Raw genomic sequence first — 19981 nt, 5'->3', positions numbered from 1 at the left:
CTGGACGACGCAAGGAGCACACGAGATGAAAGACGCTCTCGCGATTCACCGCTGGCTCCTCGCCCACCAGATCCACCATGAGATCGTACGTCTTCCGCGCCCGTTGACATGCTCGGACGAGCTTCCCGAGGTGCTGGGGGTCACTCCCGAGACGTGCCTGTGCGTGTCGCTGTTCGAGGTGTCGGCGCGCGGGAGGACACACGAGGTGGCCGTGGTGAGCGCGGTGAACTCCTGTCCCGGGCCGGCGGCGGTGGGCGCCGTCCTGCGCGCCCACAGGGTAACCCCCGCGTCCGCCTTCACCGTCAACTCCGCCACCGACTACGCGCACGGCCTGGTCTGCCCGCTGCTGCTCCCCGACGATCTGACCGTTCTGGTGGACCAGCGCCTGATGGAGCGCATCGATCCCGACGAGGTCGTGCACACCGCGACCGGCGAGCGCCGCACCGCGTTGCGAGTGCGTGCCATCCACCTGTTCGACCTGGTGGCGGCCAAGCCCGTCGACCTGACCGCCACCCTCAGGAGGGGTCTCGCGAGCCTGGCGAGTCCTATGCGGACGGCTTAGGCCATAGCATTCTGGGCGTGCGCCGTACCTCACCGCCGGCCGGCACATGATCCGTAAGGCCGCGCTGCTGACATTGCTGACCGCCCTGCTCGCCTCCCCCGCGGGCATGGCCGGTACGGCTGTCGCGGCACCTCCGGGTCGTGTCGCGGCCGCGGCTCCGGCCGATCCGCTCCTCGTGAGCGAGATCACGCCGGAGGTCGTGCGCGCCGCCATCGCCCCCATAACGATCTCGGGGACCGTCTCCGGCACTCCGGGGTCCTCCGTGCGGGTCGCCGTCCGTTACTCCCGGGGCCGGCCGTTCGCCTCCCGCGCTGAGATGGCGGCCTACCTGTCGGAGCAGGGATACGGCACCACCAACTGGAGCACCAGGATCCAGGCCACGCCGCTCGACCAGTCGGGCAAGCTCCCCTTCCGGTTCACCGTGACCCCTGGGGAGCTGGGCATGCCCCGGCCGGGGGTCTACCCCTTCGAGATCGAGGTGACCGACGCGGCGACCGGGCAGCGGCTCGGCATCGAGCGGACCTTCCTGACCTACGCCCCCAAGGACGAGCAGATCCCCAAGGTCAAGCTGGCCGTCGCCCTGCCGATCGTGGACCGGCCCCACCGCGCCGACGACGCGACGTTCATGGACGACGACCTGTCCGCCTCGCTCACGTCCGGCCGCCTGGCGTCGCTGCTCCAGACCGCGCAGGACACCGGCGACGGGGTGACCTGGTTCGTGGACCCCGCCCTGCTCGACGACGTCCGCCTCCTGTCCTCCGGGACCAGGAGCGTGCGCGGCACGCGCAAGAACGCCGACCCGGCCGCGGGCCAGTGGCTGAACGGCCTGCGCAGCGCGCTGACGGACAAGACCGTCGTCGCCACGCCGTACGCCGACCCGGACGTGGCCGCGCTGGTCCACCACGGCCTCGACAAGCAGGCCGCGGCGTCCATCCAGCGCGGGGCCGCGCTCGCGAGCGAAGTGCTCGGCCGGGAGATCCGCGGCACCACCGCGTGGCCGGCGGGCGGAACGGTCGACCGCGACGCGGTGGACGAACTGGCGATGTCGGGCGTGACGTCCGTGCTGCTGTCGGGGGACGCGCTCCCGCCGCGGGCCGCGGGGCAGGACGCGACGCAGAACGGTCAGTCCTTTCCCCCGCCCGCGCAGACCACTCCCGACGGGGCGGCCAGGCTCGACACCGTCGCGGACAACCCGCTCACCGCGCTGCTGGCCGACCCGACGCTCAGCGAGGTCCTCGGCGGGGACGTGTCCGCCCCCGGCGCCGCGATGCTCGCGCGGCAGCGGTTCCTCGCCGAGACCGCGATGATCGCCTTCGAGCAGCAGACCCCGCAGACCGGCCAGTTCGGACAGCCGGGCCAGACCGGACAAACCGGGCAGATGGGGCAGATGGGGCAGATGGGGCAGGGCGCGACGGCGAGGACGGCCGTCCGCACCGTGATCGCGGCCCCCGAGTCGCACCTGTGGACCCCCGACCCGGCGTTCGTCTCCGGCCTCCTGCAGGCCGTCTCCAGCGCCCCCTGGCTGCGCATGACCTCGCTCGAATCGGTCAAGCCCGGCCGGGCCGGGGTGCCGCGCGGCGACCTGACGTACACCGACCGCGACCGCCAGGCCGAACTGACCCGCTCCTACCTCGCCACCGTACGCAAGCTGGAGCGCAAGGCCGACGCCGTGGCCACCGTCACCGAGGAGCACACGGACGTCTTCCACACGGCCATACTCCGGCTGACCTCGGCCTCCTGGCGGGGCGACGGCAAGCGGGCGCTGTCCTTCGCCGGGCAGGTGCAGAAGGCCATCGACGAGCGCATCGACGACGTGTCCGTGCTCGACACCCCGCGCGCGGTCGCGGGAAGCAACGGCCAGGTCCCGGTCAGCGTGGCCAACAACCTGGACAAGAACATCCAGATCAAGATCCGGGTCACCTCGGCCAGCAAGTCGCGGCTCGCGATCGACGCCCCCGGAGGGGTCTACGTGACCCCCACCACGAGGATCCTCACGGGGCGCAGCCAGCTCGTGAACGTGCCGGTGATCGTACGCAACGAGGGCGGCGACGCGAGCATCTCGGTGCAGCTCCTGACCGACGACGACGAGAAGTACGGCGGCGCGGTGCGCGTCGTCGTGCGCGCGACGGGCTACACCGGCATCGCCCTCGTCATCGTGGGGGCGGCCGTGGTCATCATGCTGGCCGCCGTGGTGATGCGCATCCTGCGCCGCAGGTCGCGCAAGGCGTTCCCGTTCGACGGGCCGAATGACGCGGACGGCCCGCCCGCCGACCGGCCGGGAGCCGTCCCGGCCGAGCGCACGCAGTCGCCGTAGTCTGGGTCGCCGTAGTCTGGACCACCCTGAAGTCTGGGACCACTGGAGGAAGGCGGCCACCCGATCCCGGCCGCCATGAACCGAAGGACAACCATGAGCAGGATGCTGCGGGCCAGCGCGATCATGGCGGCCGGGACGATGGTCTCGCGGCTCACCGGCTTCGTCCGCACGGCGATGCTCGCCGCGGCCATCGGCACCATCGCCCTCGGCGACGCCTACAACGCGGCCTACCAGATCCCCTACATCCTGCTCGACCTGCTGCTCCAGGGCGTCCTCAGCGCCGTGGTCGTGCCGGTGATCGTACGGGCGCAGAGGCGGGACCCCGACGGAGGCCAGGCGTTCGAGCAGCGGCTGATGACGCTGGCCGTGGTGGTGCTGACGGCCGTCGCGGTGATCGGCGTGCTGCTGGCCCGGCCGATCATGGAGCTCTACACCGCCTCGAACTGGTCCGATGACAAGGTGGAGGTGGCCACCACACTGGCCAGGTTCCTGCTCCCGCAGATCGCGTTCTTCGGGATCGGATCGCTGGCCGGGGCGATCCTGAACACGCGGGACAGGTTCGGCGCGCCCATGTGGGCGCCGGTGCTCAACAACATCGTGGTCATGGGAGTCCTGGCCGCCTACTACGCCGTCGGGACGTCCGACATCGAGAAGGTGAGCGAGCGCGACCTCATGCTGCTCGGGCTCGGCACCACCGCGGGCATCGTGGCCCAGGCACTGGTCCTGATCGTCGCGCTGCACCGGGCCGGGTTCCGGTTCCGCCCACGATTCGGGGTGCGCAACACCGGGCTCGGGGAGGCGGCCAGGACCGCCGTGTGGACGTTCGCCTTCGTCGGCATCAACCAGATCGGGTTCTGGGTCACCACCAAGCTCGCCACCGGCGCGGGCGACCGGGCGCCGGGTGCCGGCAACAGCGCGTGGGCGTACGCGTTCCAGCTCTTCCAGCTCCCGTACGGGATCATCGCGGTGTCGGTGATCACGGCGATGCTGCCCAGGATGAGCAGACTCGTGGCGGACGGGGACTTCGCCACGGCCCGCGAGGAGTTCTCCTCCGGGGTGCGACTGGTCTCCTCCGTCATCGTCCCGGCGGGACTGCTGCTGATGGTGCTCGGCCCCGCGGTCACCACGCTGATCTTCTCGTGGGGCCACATGACGACGGCCAACGCGATCTACATCGGTCATGTGCTGCAGGTGTTCGGCGTCGCGCTCGTGCCGTTCTCGATCTTCCAGCTCCTGCTGCGGGTCTTCTACAGCTTCGGCGACACCCGCACCCCCGCGATCATGGCGGGAGTGAACGTGGTCATCAACGCGTCGCTCAGTCTCGTCGCCTACTTCACGCTCCCCGACCGGTACGTCGTCATCGGACTGGCGTTCGCCTACCTGATCACGTACATCGCGCTGACCGGGGTCGCGTGGGTGCTGGCGAGCCGGAAGATCGGCGGGCTCGGCGGCCGGGAGATCACCGCCGGCCTGGGCCGGATGTACGCGGCGGCGATCCCCGCCGCCGCGCTGGCGCTGGCGGTCCTGTGGCTGGCCAGGGAGGTCACCGCGATCACCCCGGTCACCTCGGCCGTGGTGCTCGTGGTGGGCGGCGGCGCCGGGCTGATGCTGTACATGCTCGCGGCACACCGGCTGCGGGTGCCCGAGGTCCGCTCCATCATTGGACTTGTCGCAAGCCGGGTAGGACGGTAAGAGTCCTCAAGAACGACCGGCAACTGGAAGGTAACCCGAAAGTCCGATTCGGACGTCTTCGATCGGGAAGGCGGGCACAAGCGGCACGGCACTAGCATGGTGCGCCAGGGAGTGTTGAGACACCACCCAGGGAACGTCCCGCAGAACTTGCCCTACCGATGGATTCGGCCGGGCGGGCGACCGCGAGGCGGAGGAGGACCGGGCGGCGGGCGCCGCGCGGGCCGATTCCGGCCCGCGGATGCTCGTCTCCGGGGTCTCGCCGACCCGGCGGTGCTCCGCTCGGCGACCACGGCAGGCAGGAGGTCTTAGGGGCGCGATCTGGAGTTTCGGACCGGCGAGCGGAAGCGGGAAGGCGTGGGCGGAACCACCCGGCATCGGCTGATGCATGCCGACGGGCCGCGGAGCGGAGCGGCCGCATGAGCATGTCCACGGTCGAACCGGGGACCCGGCTGGCGGATCGGTTCCGCCTGGAGGACCGGGTCCACGAATCCGGCGGCGCGACCCTGTGGAAGGCCCTGGACGAGATCCTCGCCCGCCCGGTCGCGGTCCACACGTTCACGCCCGATTTCCCCCGGGTCCAGGAGGTTGTCACCGCCGCCCGTCTGGCGAGCCGCCTGACCGACCCCCGCCTCACCCAGGTCTTCGACGCGGCCGACGAGGACGGCACGGCGTACGTCGTGAGCGAGTGGGTCAGCGGAGACTCGCTCCTCGACCTGCTGGAGAGCGGGCCCATCGAGCCCGAGCGCGGCGCCGCCCTGGTCGCCGAGGCCGCGGAGGCCCTGGCGCACGCGCACGCGGCCGGGCTCACCCACCTGCACCTGACCCCCGCCCGGCTGGTCTGGACGAGCGGCAGCACGGTCAAGCTCCTCGGGCTCGCCGTCGACGCCGCGATCCTCGACCTCAGCAGCGACGAGCCCGCCCGGGAGGACGCCGAGGGGCTGGGCCGCCTGCTCTACGCGGCGCTGACCGGCCACTGGCCCGGCGACTCCGACTGCGGGCTGCCGGCCGCGCCCCTGGACGACGGCAAGGTCTGCACGCCCCGGCAGGTCACCGCCGGAGTCCCCGGCTACCTGGACGCCATCACCTGCCGCGCGCTGCTGCAGGAGCCGCGGCGGGGGCTGCCGCCGCTGGCCACCCCGGCCGACGTGGCCGAGGCGCTCGCCGAGGTGCCCCGCCCCGCGCCGGCCCCCGTCACCACCGCCCCGCCCGCGCTGAATCTGCACAGCGAGGCGCCGGACAGACTGGGCATGTCCACCATGCCGCCGCACATGCCGTCTCATATGGCGCACCAGATGACGATGGCCGGTGGGCCGCCGCGCCCGCAGACCGGCACCGCGAGCAAGATCCTGCTGGCCGTCATCGTTCTGCTCGTGATGGCGGCGGTCGGCGTCGGCGCCTGGACCGTGGGCAAGAACCTCGGCAACACCCCGCGGGTGAACCAGTCGGACGTCTCGCAGTCTCCGTCCCCCTCGCGCAAGCCGGTCACCGTCAAGCCGGTGAGCGCGACCGGGTTCGATCCCCTCGGTTCGGACCGCGCGGAGAAGCCGGAGATCGCCCCGCTCGCCATCGACGGCAAGCCGTCCACCGAGTGGCACACCGACAGCTACAGCAGCGCCGACCTGGGGCGGCTCAAGGACGGCGTCGGGCTCATCCTGGACATGGGCAAGCCGGTCCCCATCGCCGACGTGGTCGTCTCCCTGGGCAACGCGGGCGGCGCGACCGTGCAACTCAAGGTGGGCGACGCGGCGGAACTGTCCTCGCTGAAGACCGTGGCGGAGAAGAAGGGCGCCTCGGGTTCCGTGACGCTCACCCCGGAAAAGGCCGCTACGGGTCAGTACGTTTTGATCTGGTTCACCCGACTTCCCCCCTCGGGCTCGCAGTATCGTGGCACTATCTACGAAGTAACGGTGCATTCCCCAGGATCGGCATAGCAGGGACTTGTGAATTCCCCACCAGACAATCCCCCGACGGCTGAGCACGCGCGCCGCGCGACGTCCGATGCCGATCTGCTGGCCCGCCATCTCGGCGGCGACCCTCACGCGTTCAGCGAGATCGTCAGGCGGCACCGCGACCGGATGTGGGCGGTCGCCCTCCGTACGCTCGGCGATCCCGACGAGGCCGCCGACGCGGTCCAGGACGCGTTCGTCTCGGCGTACCGGAAGGCGGACAGCTTCCGCGGCGAGGCGGCTGTCACGACGTGGCTCCACCGCATCGTGGTCAACGCCTGCCTCGACCGCATGCGCCGCAAATCGGTGCGCCCGATAGCCGACGACGAGCTCATCGAGGCCGTGGAGCGCGAGGTCCCGGCCACCGACCAGGCGGGCGAGCGTGAGGTCTCCCTGGAGGTCACGGCGGCGCTGAAGCTGCTGCCGCCCGACCAGAGGGCGGCCCTCGTGCTGGTCGACATGATGGGGTACGCGGTGGACGACGCGGCGGCGGTGCTGGGTGTCCCGCCGGGCACCGTGAAGAGCCGCTGCGCGCGGGGCCGCGCCAAACTCGCCCCGATTCTTTCGCATCTACGGAACCGATCTGACCTCACTCGCGTCTCATCCGGGAAGGGAGCAGAACTTCGTGACGGGTGACACGCACTACGACCTGGAGGTTCTCGCCGAACTGGCGGAGGGTCTCCTCGACGACACGACGGCCCGGCGGGTCCGCGAGCATCTCGCGGTCTGCGACCCCTGTGGGGAGAGCCTCGCCGACCTGGCCGCGGTTCGCGAGGTCTTGGCGGCGATGCCGGTGCCGGCGATGCCTCTGGGCGTCGCCAGGCGCATCGACCGGGCGCTGGCCGCCGAGGCGCCGGACTGGGACCGCGTCCTGCGGGACGCCCCATGGGACAGCGCTCCACGGGAGATCGCCCCGTGGGAGAGCGCTCCGTGGGAGACGGTCGAGCCTCCGGTCGCGACCCCGGTGGGAACCACCGCGGAAACGGCTGCGGAGACGCACGTGGAGCCGGAGCGCGAGCCGGCGCCGATCGCCGCGACCACGGCCCCCCTGGGCGTCGTCGCCGACGACGGGACGATCGTGCCGGCCAGGCGCCGTTCCGGAACGCGTACGGCGGGCCGCAAGGCGTCCAGACGGCGCGCGTGGGCGCTGCCGGCCGCGGTCGCCGCGGCGGCGGCCGTCGTGATCGGGAGCGGCGGTCTCGCCACCGGCCTGCTCTCGTTCGGCGACTCGCCGTCCCAGCCGGTGGTGAGCCAGGGCGACCCCGGCCAGAAGAGCCCGGCCGAGGTCGAGGCGCTGACCTACTCGACCTACGCCAGCGGCCACAACTACACCAGCCGGGAGCTGCGCGGGCCGCTGCTGGGTTACTTCGGCGTGGCGCCCGGCTCGGGCACCAACGACGACGAGGACCTCGACACCTGCGTCAAGCGGTTCTCGACCCAGCTCGACCGCACGCCGATCGGTGTCGACAAGGCCCTCTACAACGGCAATGAGGCCACGGTCATGGCGTTCTGGGAGGACAAGAGCAGCAACGCCGTCCGGGTGGTCGTGGTGGACTCGCGCTGCCACAAGCTGCGGCCCGAGGTTCTGGCCTCCTGGAAGTGACCAGGCGGCGCGAGCCGTACCATCAGCAGTGACGAAGCCCCCCGCGACCTCCGGGGGGCTTCGCCGTATCGGGGACCGGGCCGGGAATGACCGGGCCCTAGGATCTGTTGTCGGCACTGCACATCAACCGGGATCGAAGAAGGCGGGTCCGTTGAGCGACGTTCGTAACGTGATCATCATCGGGTCGGGGCCGGCCGGCTACACGGCGGCCGTCTACACCGCGCGCGCGGACCTCAAGCCGCTGGTCTTCGAGGGGTCGGTCACCGCCGGCGGGGCGTTGATGAACACGACCGATGTGGAGAACTTCCCCGGGTTCCCCGACGGCATCATGGGCCCGGACCTCATGGACAACTTCCGCAAGCAGGCCGAGCGGTTCGGCGCCGAGCTGGTGGCCGACGACGTGGTCGAGGTGGACCTCGAGGCGAACCCGAAGGTCGTCAAGACCTACACCGACACCTACTACGCCAAGACGGTGATCCTGGCCACGGGGTCGGGCTACCGCGAGCTCGGGCTGGAGAACGAGAAGCGGCTGTCGGGGCGGGGCGTGTCGTGGTGCGCCACCTGTGACGGGTTCTTCTTCCGCGACCAGGACATCGTGGTGGTCGGCGGAGGCGACACGGCGATGGAGGAGGCGATCTTCCTGACCCGGTTCGCGAAGTCGGTGACGGTGATCCACCGCCGCGACTCGCTGCGCGCCAGCAAGATCATGCAGGATCGGGCGTTCGCGAACGAGAAGATCCGCTTCGTCTGGGACAGCGAGGTCGCCGACGTGCTCGGTGAGGAGCGCGTCTCCGGGGTGCGGGTGCGCAACGTCAAGACCGGCGAGGAGTCCGACCTGCCGGTGGGGGGCGTGTTCGTGGCGATCGGACACGAGCCGCGCACCGACCTGGTCAAGGGCCAGGTCGATCTGGACGAGCAGGGGTACATCGTGGTCGACTCGCCGTCGACGCGGACGAACATCGACGGGGTGTTCGCGGCCGGGGACGTCGTCGACCACATCTATCGTCAGGCGATCACGGCGGCCGGGACCGGATGCGCGGCGGCGCTGGACGCCGAGCGCTGGCTGACGCTGAACGCCTGAGTCCCGACATCGGGAATGCGGGGACCGTCCCCGCGGTTGTCTGCACCGCCACACCACTCATGCAAGGGGAGAGATACCGTGGGCGCGATCAAGAGCGTGACGGACGCGAGCTTCGAGGCAGAGGTCCTCAAGAGCGACAAGCCGGTTCTGGTCGACTTCTGGGCCGAGTGGTGCGGTCCGTGCCGTCAGGTCGGGCCGATCCTCGAGGAGATCGCCGCCGAGAACGCCGACAAGCTGACCATCGTCAAGCTGAACATCGACGAGAACCCGGTCACGCCGCGGGACTACGGTGTGCTCCAGATTCCGACGATGAACGTCTACAAGGGTGGCGAGGTCGTCAAGCAGATCATCGGCGCCAAGCCGAAGGCCATGCTGCTGCGCGAGCTCGACGGCGTCATCTGACGCCGTTTCCGCCGGCACCACCCGAAGAGCCCCCCGTGCGTGCGGTGCGGGGGGCTTTCGCGTTCTCCGGCCCCGTCCGCGGGACCCGCTGGAATCCCCTCAGACGGGCCGCAGCGCCCGCTCCGGGGACATCGACCCGAGCAGGCGCTCCAGCGCCACCTCGACGTCCTCACGCCACGACACGGCCGTCTTGAGCTCCAGCCGGAGCCGGGGGAAGCGCAGATGCGGGCGCACGGTCTTGAACCCGACCGACAGCAGGTAGTCCGCGGGCAGCACGCAGCCGCCGGGCTGCTCCCACTTCAGGTCGCCGAACGCCTCGATCGCCCGTACGCCGCGGCGGGTCAGGTCCTTCGCGACGCCCTGCACGAGCATCCGGCCCAGCCCTCCGCCGGTGAACTCCGGCACGATGTGCGCGGTCATCAGCAGCACGGCGTCGGAGCTGACCGGGGACGTGGGGAACGCCACCGAGCGCGGGACGTACAACGGCGGGGCATAGAGGACGAACCCGGCCGCCACGCCGTCGACGTAGGCGATCTTCCCGCAGCTTCCCCATTCGAGGAGGGTCGCCGAGATCCACGCCTCCTTCTCCAGGGCCGGATCGCCCGCCTCCGCGGCGCGCCCGCCGCTGACGGGGTCGAGCTCCCAGAACACGCACCGCCGGCACCGGCGCGGCAGGTCATCGAGATTGTCGAGGGTGACATTGACCAGCCGACGCGACACGTGATGCCCCAATCCCCGTCAGGAGTCCTGCCAGAAAAGCGCGCGAATACGGCGTCTCCAGCTCGCATCGTAACTCAGCGGAAGAGCCGGAGCGGGTGCGCCACAACAGCCGCCGACGACCATTAAAGGGGTTGGCCAGGCCGAAACCAGTGGGGCAGGAATGCAAGAAAAGGGGCCCTTGATGGTCAATACCCTGTTGTGATCGGAGTGGCGCGTTACCGTACTCTGGATTTCTCGGCTACGTGATCGGAGGTGGACCGTGGCACAAGAGATAGATCACGGTCGGACGAACGCGACCCATGGGTCGCGAATTGACGCCTACGTCGACAGGTACGCCGCCCGCGCTGCCGGGATGGTCGCCTCCGAGATCCGAGCTCTCTTCGCCGTCGCGTCGCGGCCCGAGGTGGTCTCGCTCGCCGGCGGCATGCCGTATGTCAACGCGCTCCCCCTCGACCTCGTCAGCGAGCTGGTCGCCGACCTGGTCACCTCGCGCGGATCCGTGGCCCTGCAGTACGGCTCCGGGCAGGGCGACCCCGCCCTGCGCGAGCAGATCTGCGAGGTCATGCGCATGGAGGGGATTGAGGCGAACGCCGACGACGTGGTCGTCACGGTGGGCTCGCAGCAGGCGCTCGACCTGATCACCCGGATCTTCATCGACCCCGGCGACGTCGTGCTCGCCGAGGGACCCTCGTACGTCGGCGCGCTCGGGACATTCAGTGCCTACCAGGCCAAGGTCGTGCACGTCGCCATGGACGACCAGGGCCTCATCCCCGAGGCTCTCGCGCAGACCATCTACGCGCTCCAGGCGGCCGGCAACCGGATCAAGTTCCTCTACACCATCCCCAACTTCCAGAACCCGGCCGGCGTGACGCTGAACGAGGTGCGCCGCCGCCAGGTGCTGGAGATCTGCCGCCGCGCCGGCGTCCTCGTGGTGGAGGACAACCCCTACGGCATGCTCGGGTTCGACGGGGAACCGATGCGGGCGCTGCGGGCCGACGACCCCGAAGGCGTTGTCTACCTCGGCTCGTTCTCCAAGACCCTCGCCCCCGGTTTCCGCGTCGGCTGGGCCCTCGCCCCGCATGCCGTACGCGACAAGCTGGTCCTGGCGATGGAGTCGGCGGTGCTGTCGCACTCGTCCTTCACCCAGCTCGCCGTCGGCCAGTATCTCGCCACCCAGCCGTGGCGCGAGCAGATCAAGTCGTTCCGTGAGCTGTACCGCGAGCGGCGTGACGCGCTCCTGGGCGCGCTCGACGTGCTCATGCCGCCCGGCTGCACGTGGACCCGCCCCGCCGGCGGGTTCTTCGTCTGGGTGACGCTCCCCGAGGGACTCAACTCCAAGGCGATCCTCCCCCGTGCGGTCGCCGAGCGGGTCGCGTTCGTGCCGGGCACCGGCTTCTACTCCGACGGCGGCGGCGCGCGGAACATGCGTCTGTCGTTCTGCTACCCGGAGCCCGACCGCATCAAGGAGGGCGTGCGCCGCCTGGCCGGCGTGATCGAGCAGGAGCTCAGGCTGCGCGACACGTTCGGCACGGGCTCCATACCTGGGCACGCCGGCGTCGAAACCCCCGGCCCGGATCTCGCCTAGACGGCACGGCCGCTGCCCCCACGACGGAGGAGCCGCCCATGACATCGCTCATGGGCGGCTCCGGCGCAAGTACGACCTTGCCTGGGACGTGACGCGGCGACGCGGCGGCGCGGGCGGGGCACTAGCCTGTTCAGGCTGGCCGTACTGACTTCTCGAGGCGAGAAAGGCCCTCTTCGTGAGCGAGCGAACGATGACCCAAGGATCGCCCCCCGCGCGTCCGTGGAGGGGGACGCGACTCGGGCCAGGCGAGACAGATCACCGCTGGACCGAAACCGGCGCCGTGGTGGAGCACATCGGCGGTGAGGCGCGATGAGCGATCTGGGCCACGTGCTCATCCTCGCGGGAGGGCTCTCCTACGAGCGTGAGGTCTCCATCCGGTCGGGACGCCGCGTCGCGGAGGTGCTGCGTGCGGCCGGTGTGGACGTGGAGACGCGCGACGCCGACGCCACCCTCGTGCCCGCCGTGCTGGCGGACCCGCCGGACGCGGTCTTCGTCACCCTGCACGGCGGCGCCGGAGAGGACGGCGCCATCCGATCGGTGCTGGAACTGCTCGGCGTGCCCTACGTCGGGGCTACGCCGGACGCCTGCCGGGTCGCCTTCGACAAGCCCACGGCGAAGGCGGTCGTCCGCTCCTGGGGACTGAACACGCCCGACTCGGTGGCGCTGCCCAAGGAGACGTTCCACGATCTCGGCGCCACGGCCGTGCTCGCCCGCATCATCGATCGGCTGGGCCTGCCGCTCTTCGTCAAGCCCTCGCGAGGCGGTTCCGCGCTGGGCGCCTCCATCGTGCGCACTGCGGAGGAGTTGCCCGCCGCGATGGTCGGTTGCTTCGCCTACGGCGACACCGCGCTCATCGAGCGGTACGTCCAGGGCGTGGAGGTCGCGGTCTCCGTGGTGGATCTCGGCGACGGACCGGTCGCCCTGCCGCCGGTGGAGATCGTGCCGGATCGAGGCGTGTACGACTACGCGGCCCGGTACACGGCCGGGCAGACGGAGTTCTTCGCACCGGCCCGGCTCTCCCCCGAGGCCACCGAGGCGTGTGCGGGTATGGCGGTCGCCGCCCACACCGCGCTCGGTCTGCGAGACATCTCCCGCACCGACCTCATCGTCGACGCCGCCGGCAAGCCGTACTTCCTTGAGGTGAACGTGGCACCCGGCATGACGGAGACCTCACTGCTGCCGATGGCGGCGGAGGCGGCGGGCCGGGACCTCGGCACGCTCTGCAAGGGGCTCCTGGAGCTCGCCGCCATCCGAGGCTGATCCCGCTCCCGGTTTCACGTGAAACACTCCCCTCCAGGCTCCCAGGGCCCCCGTCGCCCGCCTGGAGGGGCGGCTCGAACCGAACCACCCCCGGCACCCGCAATCGATGCTTCCACGAGTTCCGGAGTGCCCAGCGGGGTGTCTACGGACCGGGCGAGGTCGTTGTGGGAGAAGTGGTCGCTGGGCAGCAGGTTGAGCGAGGCGCCGGGCGCCCACGCGTACTCGGACGTGAACCTTGGCCGGGTCGGTCACTGCGCCGGAAGGAACCTCCGGTCCTCGCGAAGCCCGCTCCGCTGGGCCTTCGCTGCGGTCCTCGCTCCCTTCCGCTCCGCTCCCTCGACGCTGGCGAACGTTTGGGGACAGCTCACTAGAGACGCCGGACGGGCATCTCACACCCCCGACATCACGGCAGGCTCCACAACGGCCTCCTTCCGAACGCCGCGTTCCCGTGTGGCCTTCCGCGACGAGCGTGGCAACTGAGTTGCCGGCCGGAGATGACGGAGGCGGGAAGGAGGCCTTGGGCGTGTTTCACGTGAGCGCTGTTTCACGTGAAACCCGCGGCAGATCGCCTGTGCTGGCGCAGGCCCTGCGGTTACTCCGCCGTGATGCCCCCGCTGCGCATCGCGTTGGCGGCCTCCGGCGCCATCGTGTCGATGATGCGCTCCAGGTCGTCGATCGTGGAGAACTCCACCACGATGCGGCCCTTCCGGCTGCCGAGATCGACCTTCACCTTCGTCTCGAAGTGGTCCGAGAGCCGGTCCGCCAGGTCGCGTAGCGCCGGGGCGGTCGGCTTCTTCGCCCGGGGCTTACGTGGAGCCGGCCCCGCGGTCGCCTCGCCCAGAGCCACGATCTCCTCGACGGTCCGAACCGACAGCCCCTCTGCCACGATCCGAGTCGCCAGCCTCTCCTGGGCGACCGGATCGCTCAGCGTCAGCAGCGCCCGCGCGTGTCCGGCGCTGATGACCCCCGCCGCCAGCCGGCGCTGCACCTCGGGAGGAAGGTTCAGCAGTCGCAGGGTGTTGCTGATGTGCGAGCGCGACCTTCCGACCTTCCTGGCGAGCACCTCGTGGGTGGCCCCGAAGTCGTCCAGAAGCTGCTGGTAGGCCGCCGCCTCCTCCAGCGCGTTCAGCTGCTCCCGCTGGAGGTTCTCGATCAGCGCCTCACGGAGCATCTCGTCGTCCTGGGTGCTCCGGACGATCGCGGGGATGCGGTCAAGCCCGGCGATCTGCGAGGCGCGCCACCTCCGCTCCCCCATGATGAGTTCGAAGCCGCCGGCCTCCACGGCGCGGACGACGACCGGCTGCAGGAGGCCGACCTCCTTGATGGACGCCGCGAGCTCGTCGAGCCGGTCCTCGTCGAACACCTCCCGCGGCTGCCGGGGGTTCGGGGAGACGGAGTCGACCTCGATCTCCTGGAAGTAGGCGCCCTCCACCGGACGCAGGCCCGCCATGTCCGTCCCCGGCGCGACCGACGGCGGACCGACAGGCGGAGCGCTCGCCACGGACGCCGGATCGACGATCGGTCCCGTAGGGATCAGAGCCCCAAGACCCTTGCCCAGTCCCCGACGCTGCTGGCTCACCGCTGCTCCTTCATACCCGCACCCGCACAGAAGGCGGTGCCCAGCGACTCGGGGTCACTGGGCACCGGCACGCACACACCAGGAGAGAGTACCGCTGCGAAGCCTCGTCATGAGTCTCCGCGCATCCAGCCGTGCACGACCCCACCCGCCAGACCCCGCACGGGGCCGGCGGAAGGAGCGGAGCGGGCGGGAGCGAGGACCGCAGCGAAGGCCCAGCGGAGCGGGCTTCGCGAGGACCGGAGCTTACGCCCGGCGCAGTGACGTCCCGAAGCCGAAACGTCAAAAGCCATGCCGTCCAGAAGCCACCACGACCACGAAGCCAATGGTGTCCCAAAGCTCTGGCGTCCCCGAAGTCATGGCGTCCCTAAGCCGTCACATTCGAGGCCATCACATCCGAAGCCATTCCCCGAAGCCTTCACGTGCGTCCGCATGCCGCCTCTCGGCACCGTCAACACCGCAGCACGCCGCGCGGGGCGCCGCCAGGGCTCTGTCAGGCGCCGGTGAGGGCCGCAGCCCGATAGGCGATCTCGCGGGCGGCGCCCATGTACGCCAGCGCCCCGCTCGATCCCGGGTCGTACGTCATGACCGACTGGCCGTAGCTGGGCGCCTCGGAGACGCGGACGCTCCTGGGGATGACGGCGTCGAGCACGGTGTCGCCGAAGTGGGTCCGCACCTCCTCCGCCACCTGTGAGGCGAGGCGGGTCCGGCCGTCGTACATCGTGAGCAGGATGGTCGAGACCGACAGCGTCTGGTTGAGGTGCGCGCGCACCAGTTCCACGTTCTGCATGAGCTGGGTGAGCCCCTCCAGGGCGTAGTACTCGCACTGGATGGGGATCAGCACCTCCTGAGCCGTCGCCATGGCGTTCACGGTCAGCAGGCCCAGCGACGGCGGACAGTCGATGAGGATGTAGTCGAACTCCATCGCGTCGAACGAGGCGAGCGCCCGCCGCAGACGGGTCTCCCGGCCGACCATCGGAACCAGCTCGATCTCCGCACCCGCGAGGTCGAGGGTGGCGGGAGCGCAGTACAGGTTCGGCATGTCGGGGACCGGCTTCACGATCTGCGACAGCGGCATGTCGTCCACGAGGACCTGGTACACCGACGGCATCCCCGACCGGTGTTCCGTCGCCAACGCGGTGGACGCGTTGCCCTGCGGGTCGAGATCGACCACGAGAACGCGCTGATCGTGCATGGACAGCGCCGCCGCGAGATTGACGGCCGTGGTGGTCTTCCCCACGCCGCCCTTCTGGTTGGCCACCGTCATCACGCGACACCGGGAAGGCCGGGGCCAGGCCCCCTCGTCGCGCGTCGAGTAAGCGACGGAAGGCGCAGCCGCCTGCGGGGGCGCGGCTGTTTCACGTGAAACCACAGAACTCAGTGCCTCTCGTACCAGCGGCGAATCGCCAGGGTTAAGGGGGGTCTGGGACACGGTCGTCGTCCTTTCGACCGGCGAAGCAGAGGGACGAGGCCAGCCCACCCCGGAGGACCGGCCTGCTGTCGCGATCTCCCAGCGTAGGGGGAGCCGAGTCTCCGGCCAACCCAGGCCCGCTGTCACACCGCCTGATCCGGCGTCCGCCACCGGTTCACCTCTTTCGTCGCCTCCGTGTGTCCGTTCGCGGAGATCGTCCGGCGACGACGCGAACGAGGGTCGCGGGCGGCTCGACCTTACCGCGCCCCACTGTGACCAGCTCGACGTGCCTCACCCCGAACGCCTCCAACTGGGGACGGGCCGCGTCCAGCTCCTCCTGTGCCCGCTCCCCCTTCATCGCGAGCAACTCCCCGCCCTCGTGCAGCAGCGGCATCGACCACGACAGCAGACGATCGAGCGGCGCGACCGCCCGCGCCGTCGCCACGTCGAAGACGCGCTTGCGGGCGAGCTCCTCGGCCCGCCCGCGCAGCACCTCCACGTTGTCGAGCTTGAGCGCCTCGACGCACTCGGACAGGAACACGGTGCGGCGCAGCAGCGGCTCCAGCAGCGTCACCGTCACATCGGGGCGGACGATCGCGAGCACGAGGCCGGGCAGGCCCGCGCCCGAGCCGATGTCGATCAGACTGGAGTCCGGCGGGATCGCCTCCTCCACGACCGCGCAATTCAGTAGGTGCCGGTCCCAGATACGGGGCACCTCGCGCGGCCCCAGCAACCCCCGCACCACGCCGGGCCCGGCGAGCAACTCGGCGAACACCCGGGCCCGCTCCAACGCCTCATCGGTGAAGATCTCCCGCGCCACCGGGGGCGCCTCGGGCAGCTCGTTGCTCTCCGTCATCACTCACTCATCCAGGAACGCTCTCGGCCAAGGGTAACCGTCCTTCCCCCTCGGCGACGGCCGGCCGTACATCCGGCGGCCGCCGACCGTACGGCCCCGGCCGAAGGCGCAGGGCGAGGAAGGGACGTACAGGACGGAAAAGCCGCCGGTCCCGGATGTCGGGACCGGCGGCTTCCCCGCGATCGGAACTGTGAAAAGCGGTCAGGCGGGCAGGACCACCACGAAGCGGCGGGGCTCCTCGCCCTCGGACTCGCTGCGCAGGCCCGCCGCGGCGACGGCGTCGTGAACGATCTTGCGCTCGAACGGCGTCATCGGCTTGAGCGCCTTCGGCTCGCCGGTGCGCTTGACGTCGTCGGCCGCCGCGGCCCCCACCTTGGTGAGCTCGGCCCGGCGCCGCTCCCGATAGCCGCCCACGTCGAGCATGAGCCGCGAACGCTCCCCCGTCTGGCGGTGCACGGCCAGGCGCGTCAGCTCCTGCAGCGCCTCCAGCACCTCCCCGCCGGGCCCGACGAGCTCTTCGCCCTTGATCCCCACGATCGAGACCACGGCGCGGTCTCCCTCGACGTCCATGTCGATGTCGCCGTCCAGGTCGGCGATGTCGAGCAGGCCCTCCAGGTAGTCCGCCGCGATCTCACCCTCCTGTTCCAGGGCTTCGACGTCGGGAGCAGGCTTGAGGGTCTCCTCAGCTTCGGTCACGTCCGGGCTCTCCTTCTCCTACGACTTCTTGCTGCCGGTGCGCTTGCTACGAGGCTGGCGCGTCGGCTGCTGACGGACGATCTTGGGGGCCGGCTCCGGCTCAGGCTGCGCCGCCGCCTTGGGCTTCCCCACCAGCTTGGTGAAGATGCCGTTCGTCGGCTCGGGAGTGGTGACGTTGCCCTTCTCGTCCACGACCGGCATGGGATGACGGCTGTAGAACCAGTGCTGCTGGCCGAGCGTCCACAGGTTGGTGGTCACCCAGTACAGGATCAGACCGAGCTGGAAGTTCAAGCTGAAGACGGCGAACAGCGGCGAGATGTACATGAGGATCTTCTGCTGCTGCGCCATGGGGTTGTCCGGCATCTGCGCCATCGAGCGCTTCACGCTCTGCCGGACGGTGAGGAACGTGGTGCACGAGCTGACGGCCACGAAGCAGCCGAGAACGATCTTCGTTAGCACCGGCTGGGCGCCGAGACTCCTGATGATCTCAGCGCTGTCGAAGAACTTCGCCGCCAGCGGTGCGCCGATGACGTGCGCGGCACGCGCGCTGTTCACCAGCTCCTTGGTCATGCCGAAAACGGCCCGGTCCTCGGCGATGGCCCGCAGCACGGTGAACATCGAGATGAAGATCGGGAACTGCGCGACGATCGGGAGGCAGCCCCCCAGCGGGTTGGCGCCGGCCTCCTGGTACAGCCGCATGACCTCCTGGTTCATGCGCTGCTTGTCGTTCTTGTACTTCTTGCGCAGCTCCTGGACCTTGGGCGCCAGCTCCTGCATCTTGCGCGACGAGCGCATCTGCTTCATGAAGAGCGGGAAGATCAGCAGACGCATCAGCACGGTCAGCGTGATGATGGTCAGCGCCCAGTTGAGACCGCTGCTGGAGGGGATGAAAGTGCTGTAGCCGGCGTGGATCTGGGTGATCACCCAGGCCACCGCCGTATACAGCCAGTTCAGGAATGGCAGCTCCACCGAGCTAGCTCCCTTGCGTTTCGTCGTGAGACCGGACTCGGCGTGGGGGCACCGGGTCGAAACCTCCAGGATGGAACGGATGACACCGTCCGATACGCCTGACGGTCAGCCATACCCCGCGCACCGCTCCATGAACGGCGACGGCTTCCAGACCGTAGGCGCTGCAGGACGGTTCGAACCGGCACCTCGGCCCCAGCATCGGGCTGATGAAGGCGCGGTAGAACCGGATGATCGCGAGCAGCACACGGGCGACCGGCCCGGCCGCGGGCCGATCGGCCTCCCCGGGCACCATGGCCGGGGTCGGTTGCTGCGCTGTCATGACCGTCCATCCGTCGGGGTCCGGGAATCGGACCCGCGCCGCCGGAGTAAACGACTCAGCGCGACGTCGAGTTCGGCGGCCAGGTGCTCGCTACGCGCGGACGCGGCCGGTGGATTGGCGCGTACCACCAGAAGGCTACCTCTAGGCAGCAGCGGTAGACGGCTCCGCACGAGGTGTCTCAACCTGCGCCTGACCTGGTTCCGCACCACGGCGCCACCGACCGCCTTGCTCACGACGAAGCCGACCAGCGGTGGCTCGTCGGCGTCGCGCAGGTTCAGGTGTGCGACCAGGGTGGGACGCCCGGCGCGCCGCCCACGGCGAATCGCGTCGGCGAACTCGTCACCCCGCCGCATGCGGGACGCGGACGGCAGCACCGGGCCTTCCTCGACGTACGGCCGCCCGCTCCGCTCGGCACGGGCGGGCGGCGTCTGATTGTCAGACCGTCAGCTCGGCGCGGCCCTTGCGGCGGCGCGCGGCCAGGATGGCGCGGCCGGCCCGGGTGCGCATGCGCAGCCGGAAGCCGTGGGTCTTCGCGCGACGACGGTTGTTCGGCTGGTAAGTACGCTTGCTCACGAGTGGGCTCCAGGCTTCAAGTACGTCCGCGGCGTTCCGCGGACGCGGTACATTCCATGGTCACGGCTCGTCAGATGCGCGGGCATGCGAAATAGCCGTCGCGTGATTAGCCGACCGGGACACGTTACGGGCCCACCATACGTCAGGTCAAACCGGCACCCGTGACGCCAAGCGAGTACGGCGAGCGACCATGGGCCGTTAGGCTGTGGACAACGCCTTGAACGCAGGTTGCGCACACCGCTACCGTCGGCCGTCCGGCCCTTCCCCCCATCAGCGTGAATGTGCCCGGGGAGGACGCGCGGGCTGTGCACATCATGTGGATCACATGTGGATGGCATCCGGACGAGGGCCGGTGCGGCGAGGCGTACGGGACTGAGACACGACACGGATCGCGGCGGGCGAGCGGGGCCGCGTAA

General features: G+C 70.2%; 19 protein-coding genes. 10 read left to right on the top strand and 9 right to left on the bottom strand.

Annotated features, from left to right (window positions below; translation table 11 throughout):
- Positions 1–25 precede the first annotated feature (25 nt).
- The 8 genes from ACQEVJ_RS45630 (at position 26) to trxA (ending at position 9600) form a co-directional block, all read left to right on the top strand.
- On the top strand, positions 26–562 hold the full coding sequence (locus ACQEVJ_RS45630) for an aminoacyl-tRNA deacylase (protein WP_433112275.1): 537 nt from the start codon (positions 26–28) through the stop codon (positions 560–562).
- A 46-nt stretch (positions 563–608) separates the two neighbouring features.
- Complete coding sequence (locus ACQEVJ_RS45625) at positions 609–2876, top strand: hypothetical protein (protein ID WP_433112272.1); 2268 nt, start codon at positions 609–611, stop codon at positions 2874–2876.
- Positions 2877–2969: 93 nt separating this feature from the next.
- Positions 2970–4568 carry a murein biosynthesis integral membrane protein MurJ gene (gene murJ, locus ACQEVJ_RS45620; RefSeq protein WP_433112269.1) on the top strand — a complete coding sequence of 533 codons (1599 nt, stop codon included), beginning with the start codon at positions 2970–2972 and terminating at the stop codon, positions 4566–4568.
- Between the two features lie 416 nt (positions 4569–4984).
- Entirely contained in the window at positions 4985–6499 is a 1515-nt protein-coding gene (locus tag ACQEVJ_RS45615; protein WP_433112266.1) for a protein kinase family protein, read from the top strand.
- A gap of 9 nt (positions 6500–6508) precedes the next feature.
- Complete coding sequence (sigM, locus tag ACQEVJ_RS45610) at positions 6509–7150, top strand: RNA polymerase sigma factor SigM (RefSeq protein WP_433112263.1); 642 nt, start codon at positions 6509–6511, stop codon at positions 7148–7150.
- Positions 7140–8117, top strand: a complete 978-nt coding sequence (locus ACQEVJ_RS45605) for a zf-HC2 domain-containing protein (protein ID WP_433112260.1) — start codon at positions 7140–7142, stop codon at positions 8115–8117. The genes sigM and ACQEVJ_RS45605 overlap by 11 nt, the downstream gene beginning before the upstream one ends.
- A 151-nt stretch (positions 8118–8268) precedes the next feature.
- Positions 8269–9198 carry a thioredoxin-disulfide reductase gene (gene trxB / locus ACQEVJ_RS45600; RefSeq protein WP_433112257.1) on the top strand — a complete coding sequence of 310 codons (930 nt, stop codon included), beginning with the start codon at positions 8269–8271 and terminating at the stop codon, positions 9196–9198.
- 78 nt (positions 9199–9276) lie between these two features.
- Complete coding sequence (trxA, locus tag ACQEVJ_RS45595; RefSeq protein ID WP_030508599.1) at positions 9277–9600, top strand: thioredoxin; 324 nt, start codon at positions 9277–9279, stop codon at positions 9598–9600.
- A 99-nt stretch (positions 9601–9699) separates the two neighbouring features.
- Here the strand turns inward: trxA and ACQEVJ_RS45590 are convergent, their stop codons facing one another.
- Positions 9700–10320, bottom strand: a complete 621-nt coding sequence (locus ACQEVJ_RS45590) for a GNAT family N-acetyltransferase (RefSeq protein WP_433112254.1) — start codon at positions 10318–10320, stop codon at positions 9700–9702.
- A gap of 352 nt (positions 10321–10672) precedes the next feature.
- Here ACQEVJ_RS45590 and ACQEVJ_RS45585 point away from each other — a divergent pair, with 352 nt between their 5' ends.
- Positions 10673–11905, top strand: a complete 1233-nt coding sequence (locus tag ACQEVJ_RS45585) for a PLP-dependent aminotransferase family protein (protein WP_433113319.1) — start codon at positions 10673–10675, stop codon at positions 11903–11905.
- Positions 11906–12214: 309 nt separating this feature from the next.
- Entirely contained in the window at positions 12215–13165 is a 951-nt protein-coding gene (locus tag ACQEVJ_RS45580) for a D-alanine--D-alanine ligase family protein (RefSeq protein WP_433112251.1), read from the top strand.
- Positions 13166–13757: 592 nt separating this feature from the next.
- On the opposite strand, the gene ACQEVJ_RS45575 is transcribed toward ACQEVJ_RS45580, so the two are convergent.
- The 8 genes from ACQEVJ_RS45575 to rpmH all read right to left on the bottom strand — a co-directional run bounded on the left by ACQEVJ_RS45575 (position 13758) and on the right by rpmH (position 19565).
- Positions 13758–14744 carry a ParB/RepB/Spo0J family partition protein gene (locus ACQEVJ_RS45575; protein ID WP_433112249.1) on the bottom strand — a complete coding sequence of 329 codons (987 nt, stop codon included), beginning with the start codon at positions 14742–14744 and terminating at the stop codon, positions 13758–13760.
- A 490-nt stretch (positions 14745–15234) separates the two neighbouring features.
- Positions 15235–16008 (bottom strand): ParA family protein, encoded by a 774-nt coding sequence (locus ACQEVJ_RS45570; protein WP_433112246.1) that lies wholly within the window; start codon positions 16006–16008, stop codon positions 15235–15237.
- Positions 16009–16327: 319 nt separating this feature from the next.
- On the bottom strand, positions 16328–17008 hold the full coding sequence (rsmG, locus tag ACQEVJ_RS45565; RefSeq protein WP_433112243.1) for a 16S rRNA (guanine(527)-N(7))-methyltransferase RsmG: 681 nt from the start codon (positions 17006–17008) through the stop codon (positions 16328–16330).
- Positions 17009–17209: 201 nt separating this feature from the next.
- Positions 17210–17704, bottom strand: coding sequence for a protein jag (locus ACQEVJ_RS45560; RefSeq protein ID WP_433112240.1), 495 nt, complete (start codon positions 17702–17704; stop codon positions 17210–17212).
- An 18-nt stretch (positions 17705–17722) separates the two neighbouring features.
- On the bottom strand, positions 17723–18673 hold the full coding sequence (gene yidC / locus ACQEVJ_RS45555) for a membrane protein insertase YidC (protein ID WP_433112237.1): 951 nt from the start codon (positions 18671–18673) through the stop codon (positions 17723–17725).
- Positions 18674–18677: 4 nt separating this feature from the next.
- Positions 18678–18965, bottom strand: coding sequence for a membrane protein insertion efficiency factor YidD (yidD, locus tag ACQEVJ_RS45550; protein ID WP_433113316.1), 288 nt, complete (start codon positions 18963–18965; stop codon positions 18678–18680).
- A gap of 23 nt (positions 18966–18988) precedes the next feature.
- A complete protein-coding gene (rnpA, locus tag ACQEVJ_RS45545) occupies positions 18989–19345 on the bottom strand; it encodes a ribonuclease P protein component (protein WP_205830638.1) in 357 nt (118 codons plus the stop codon).
- Positions 19346–19427: 82 nt separating this feature from the next.
- Positions 19428–19565, bottom strand: a complete 138-nt coding sequence (gene rpmH, locus ACQEVJ_RS45540) for a 50S ribosomal protein L34 (RefSeq protein ID WP_015772801.1) — start codon at positions 19563–19565, stop codon at positions 19428–19430.
- Positions 19566–19981: the final 416 nt, after the last annotated feature.

The organism is Microbispora sp. CA-102843 (genome assembly GCF_050936215.1).
GTDB lineage: Bacteria > Actinomycetota > Actinomycetes > Streptosporangiales > Streptosporangiaceae > Microbispora.
Note: the sequence above shows the minus strand (reverse complement) of the source record. Positions and strands in the feature narration are given on the sequence as shown.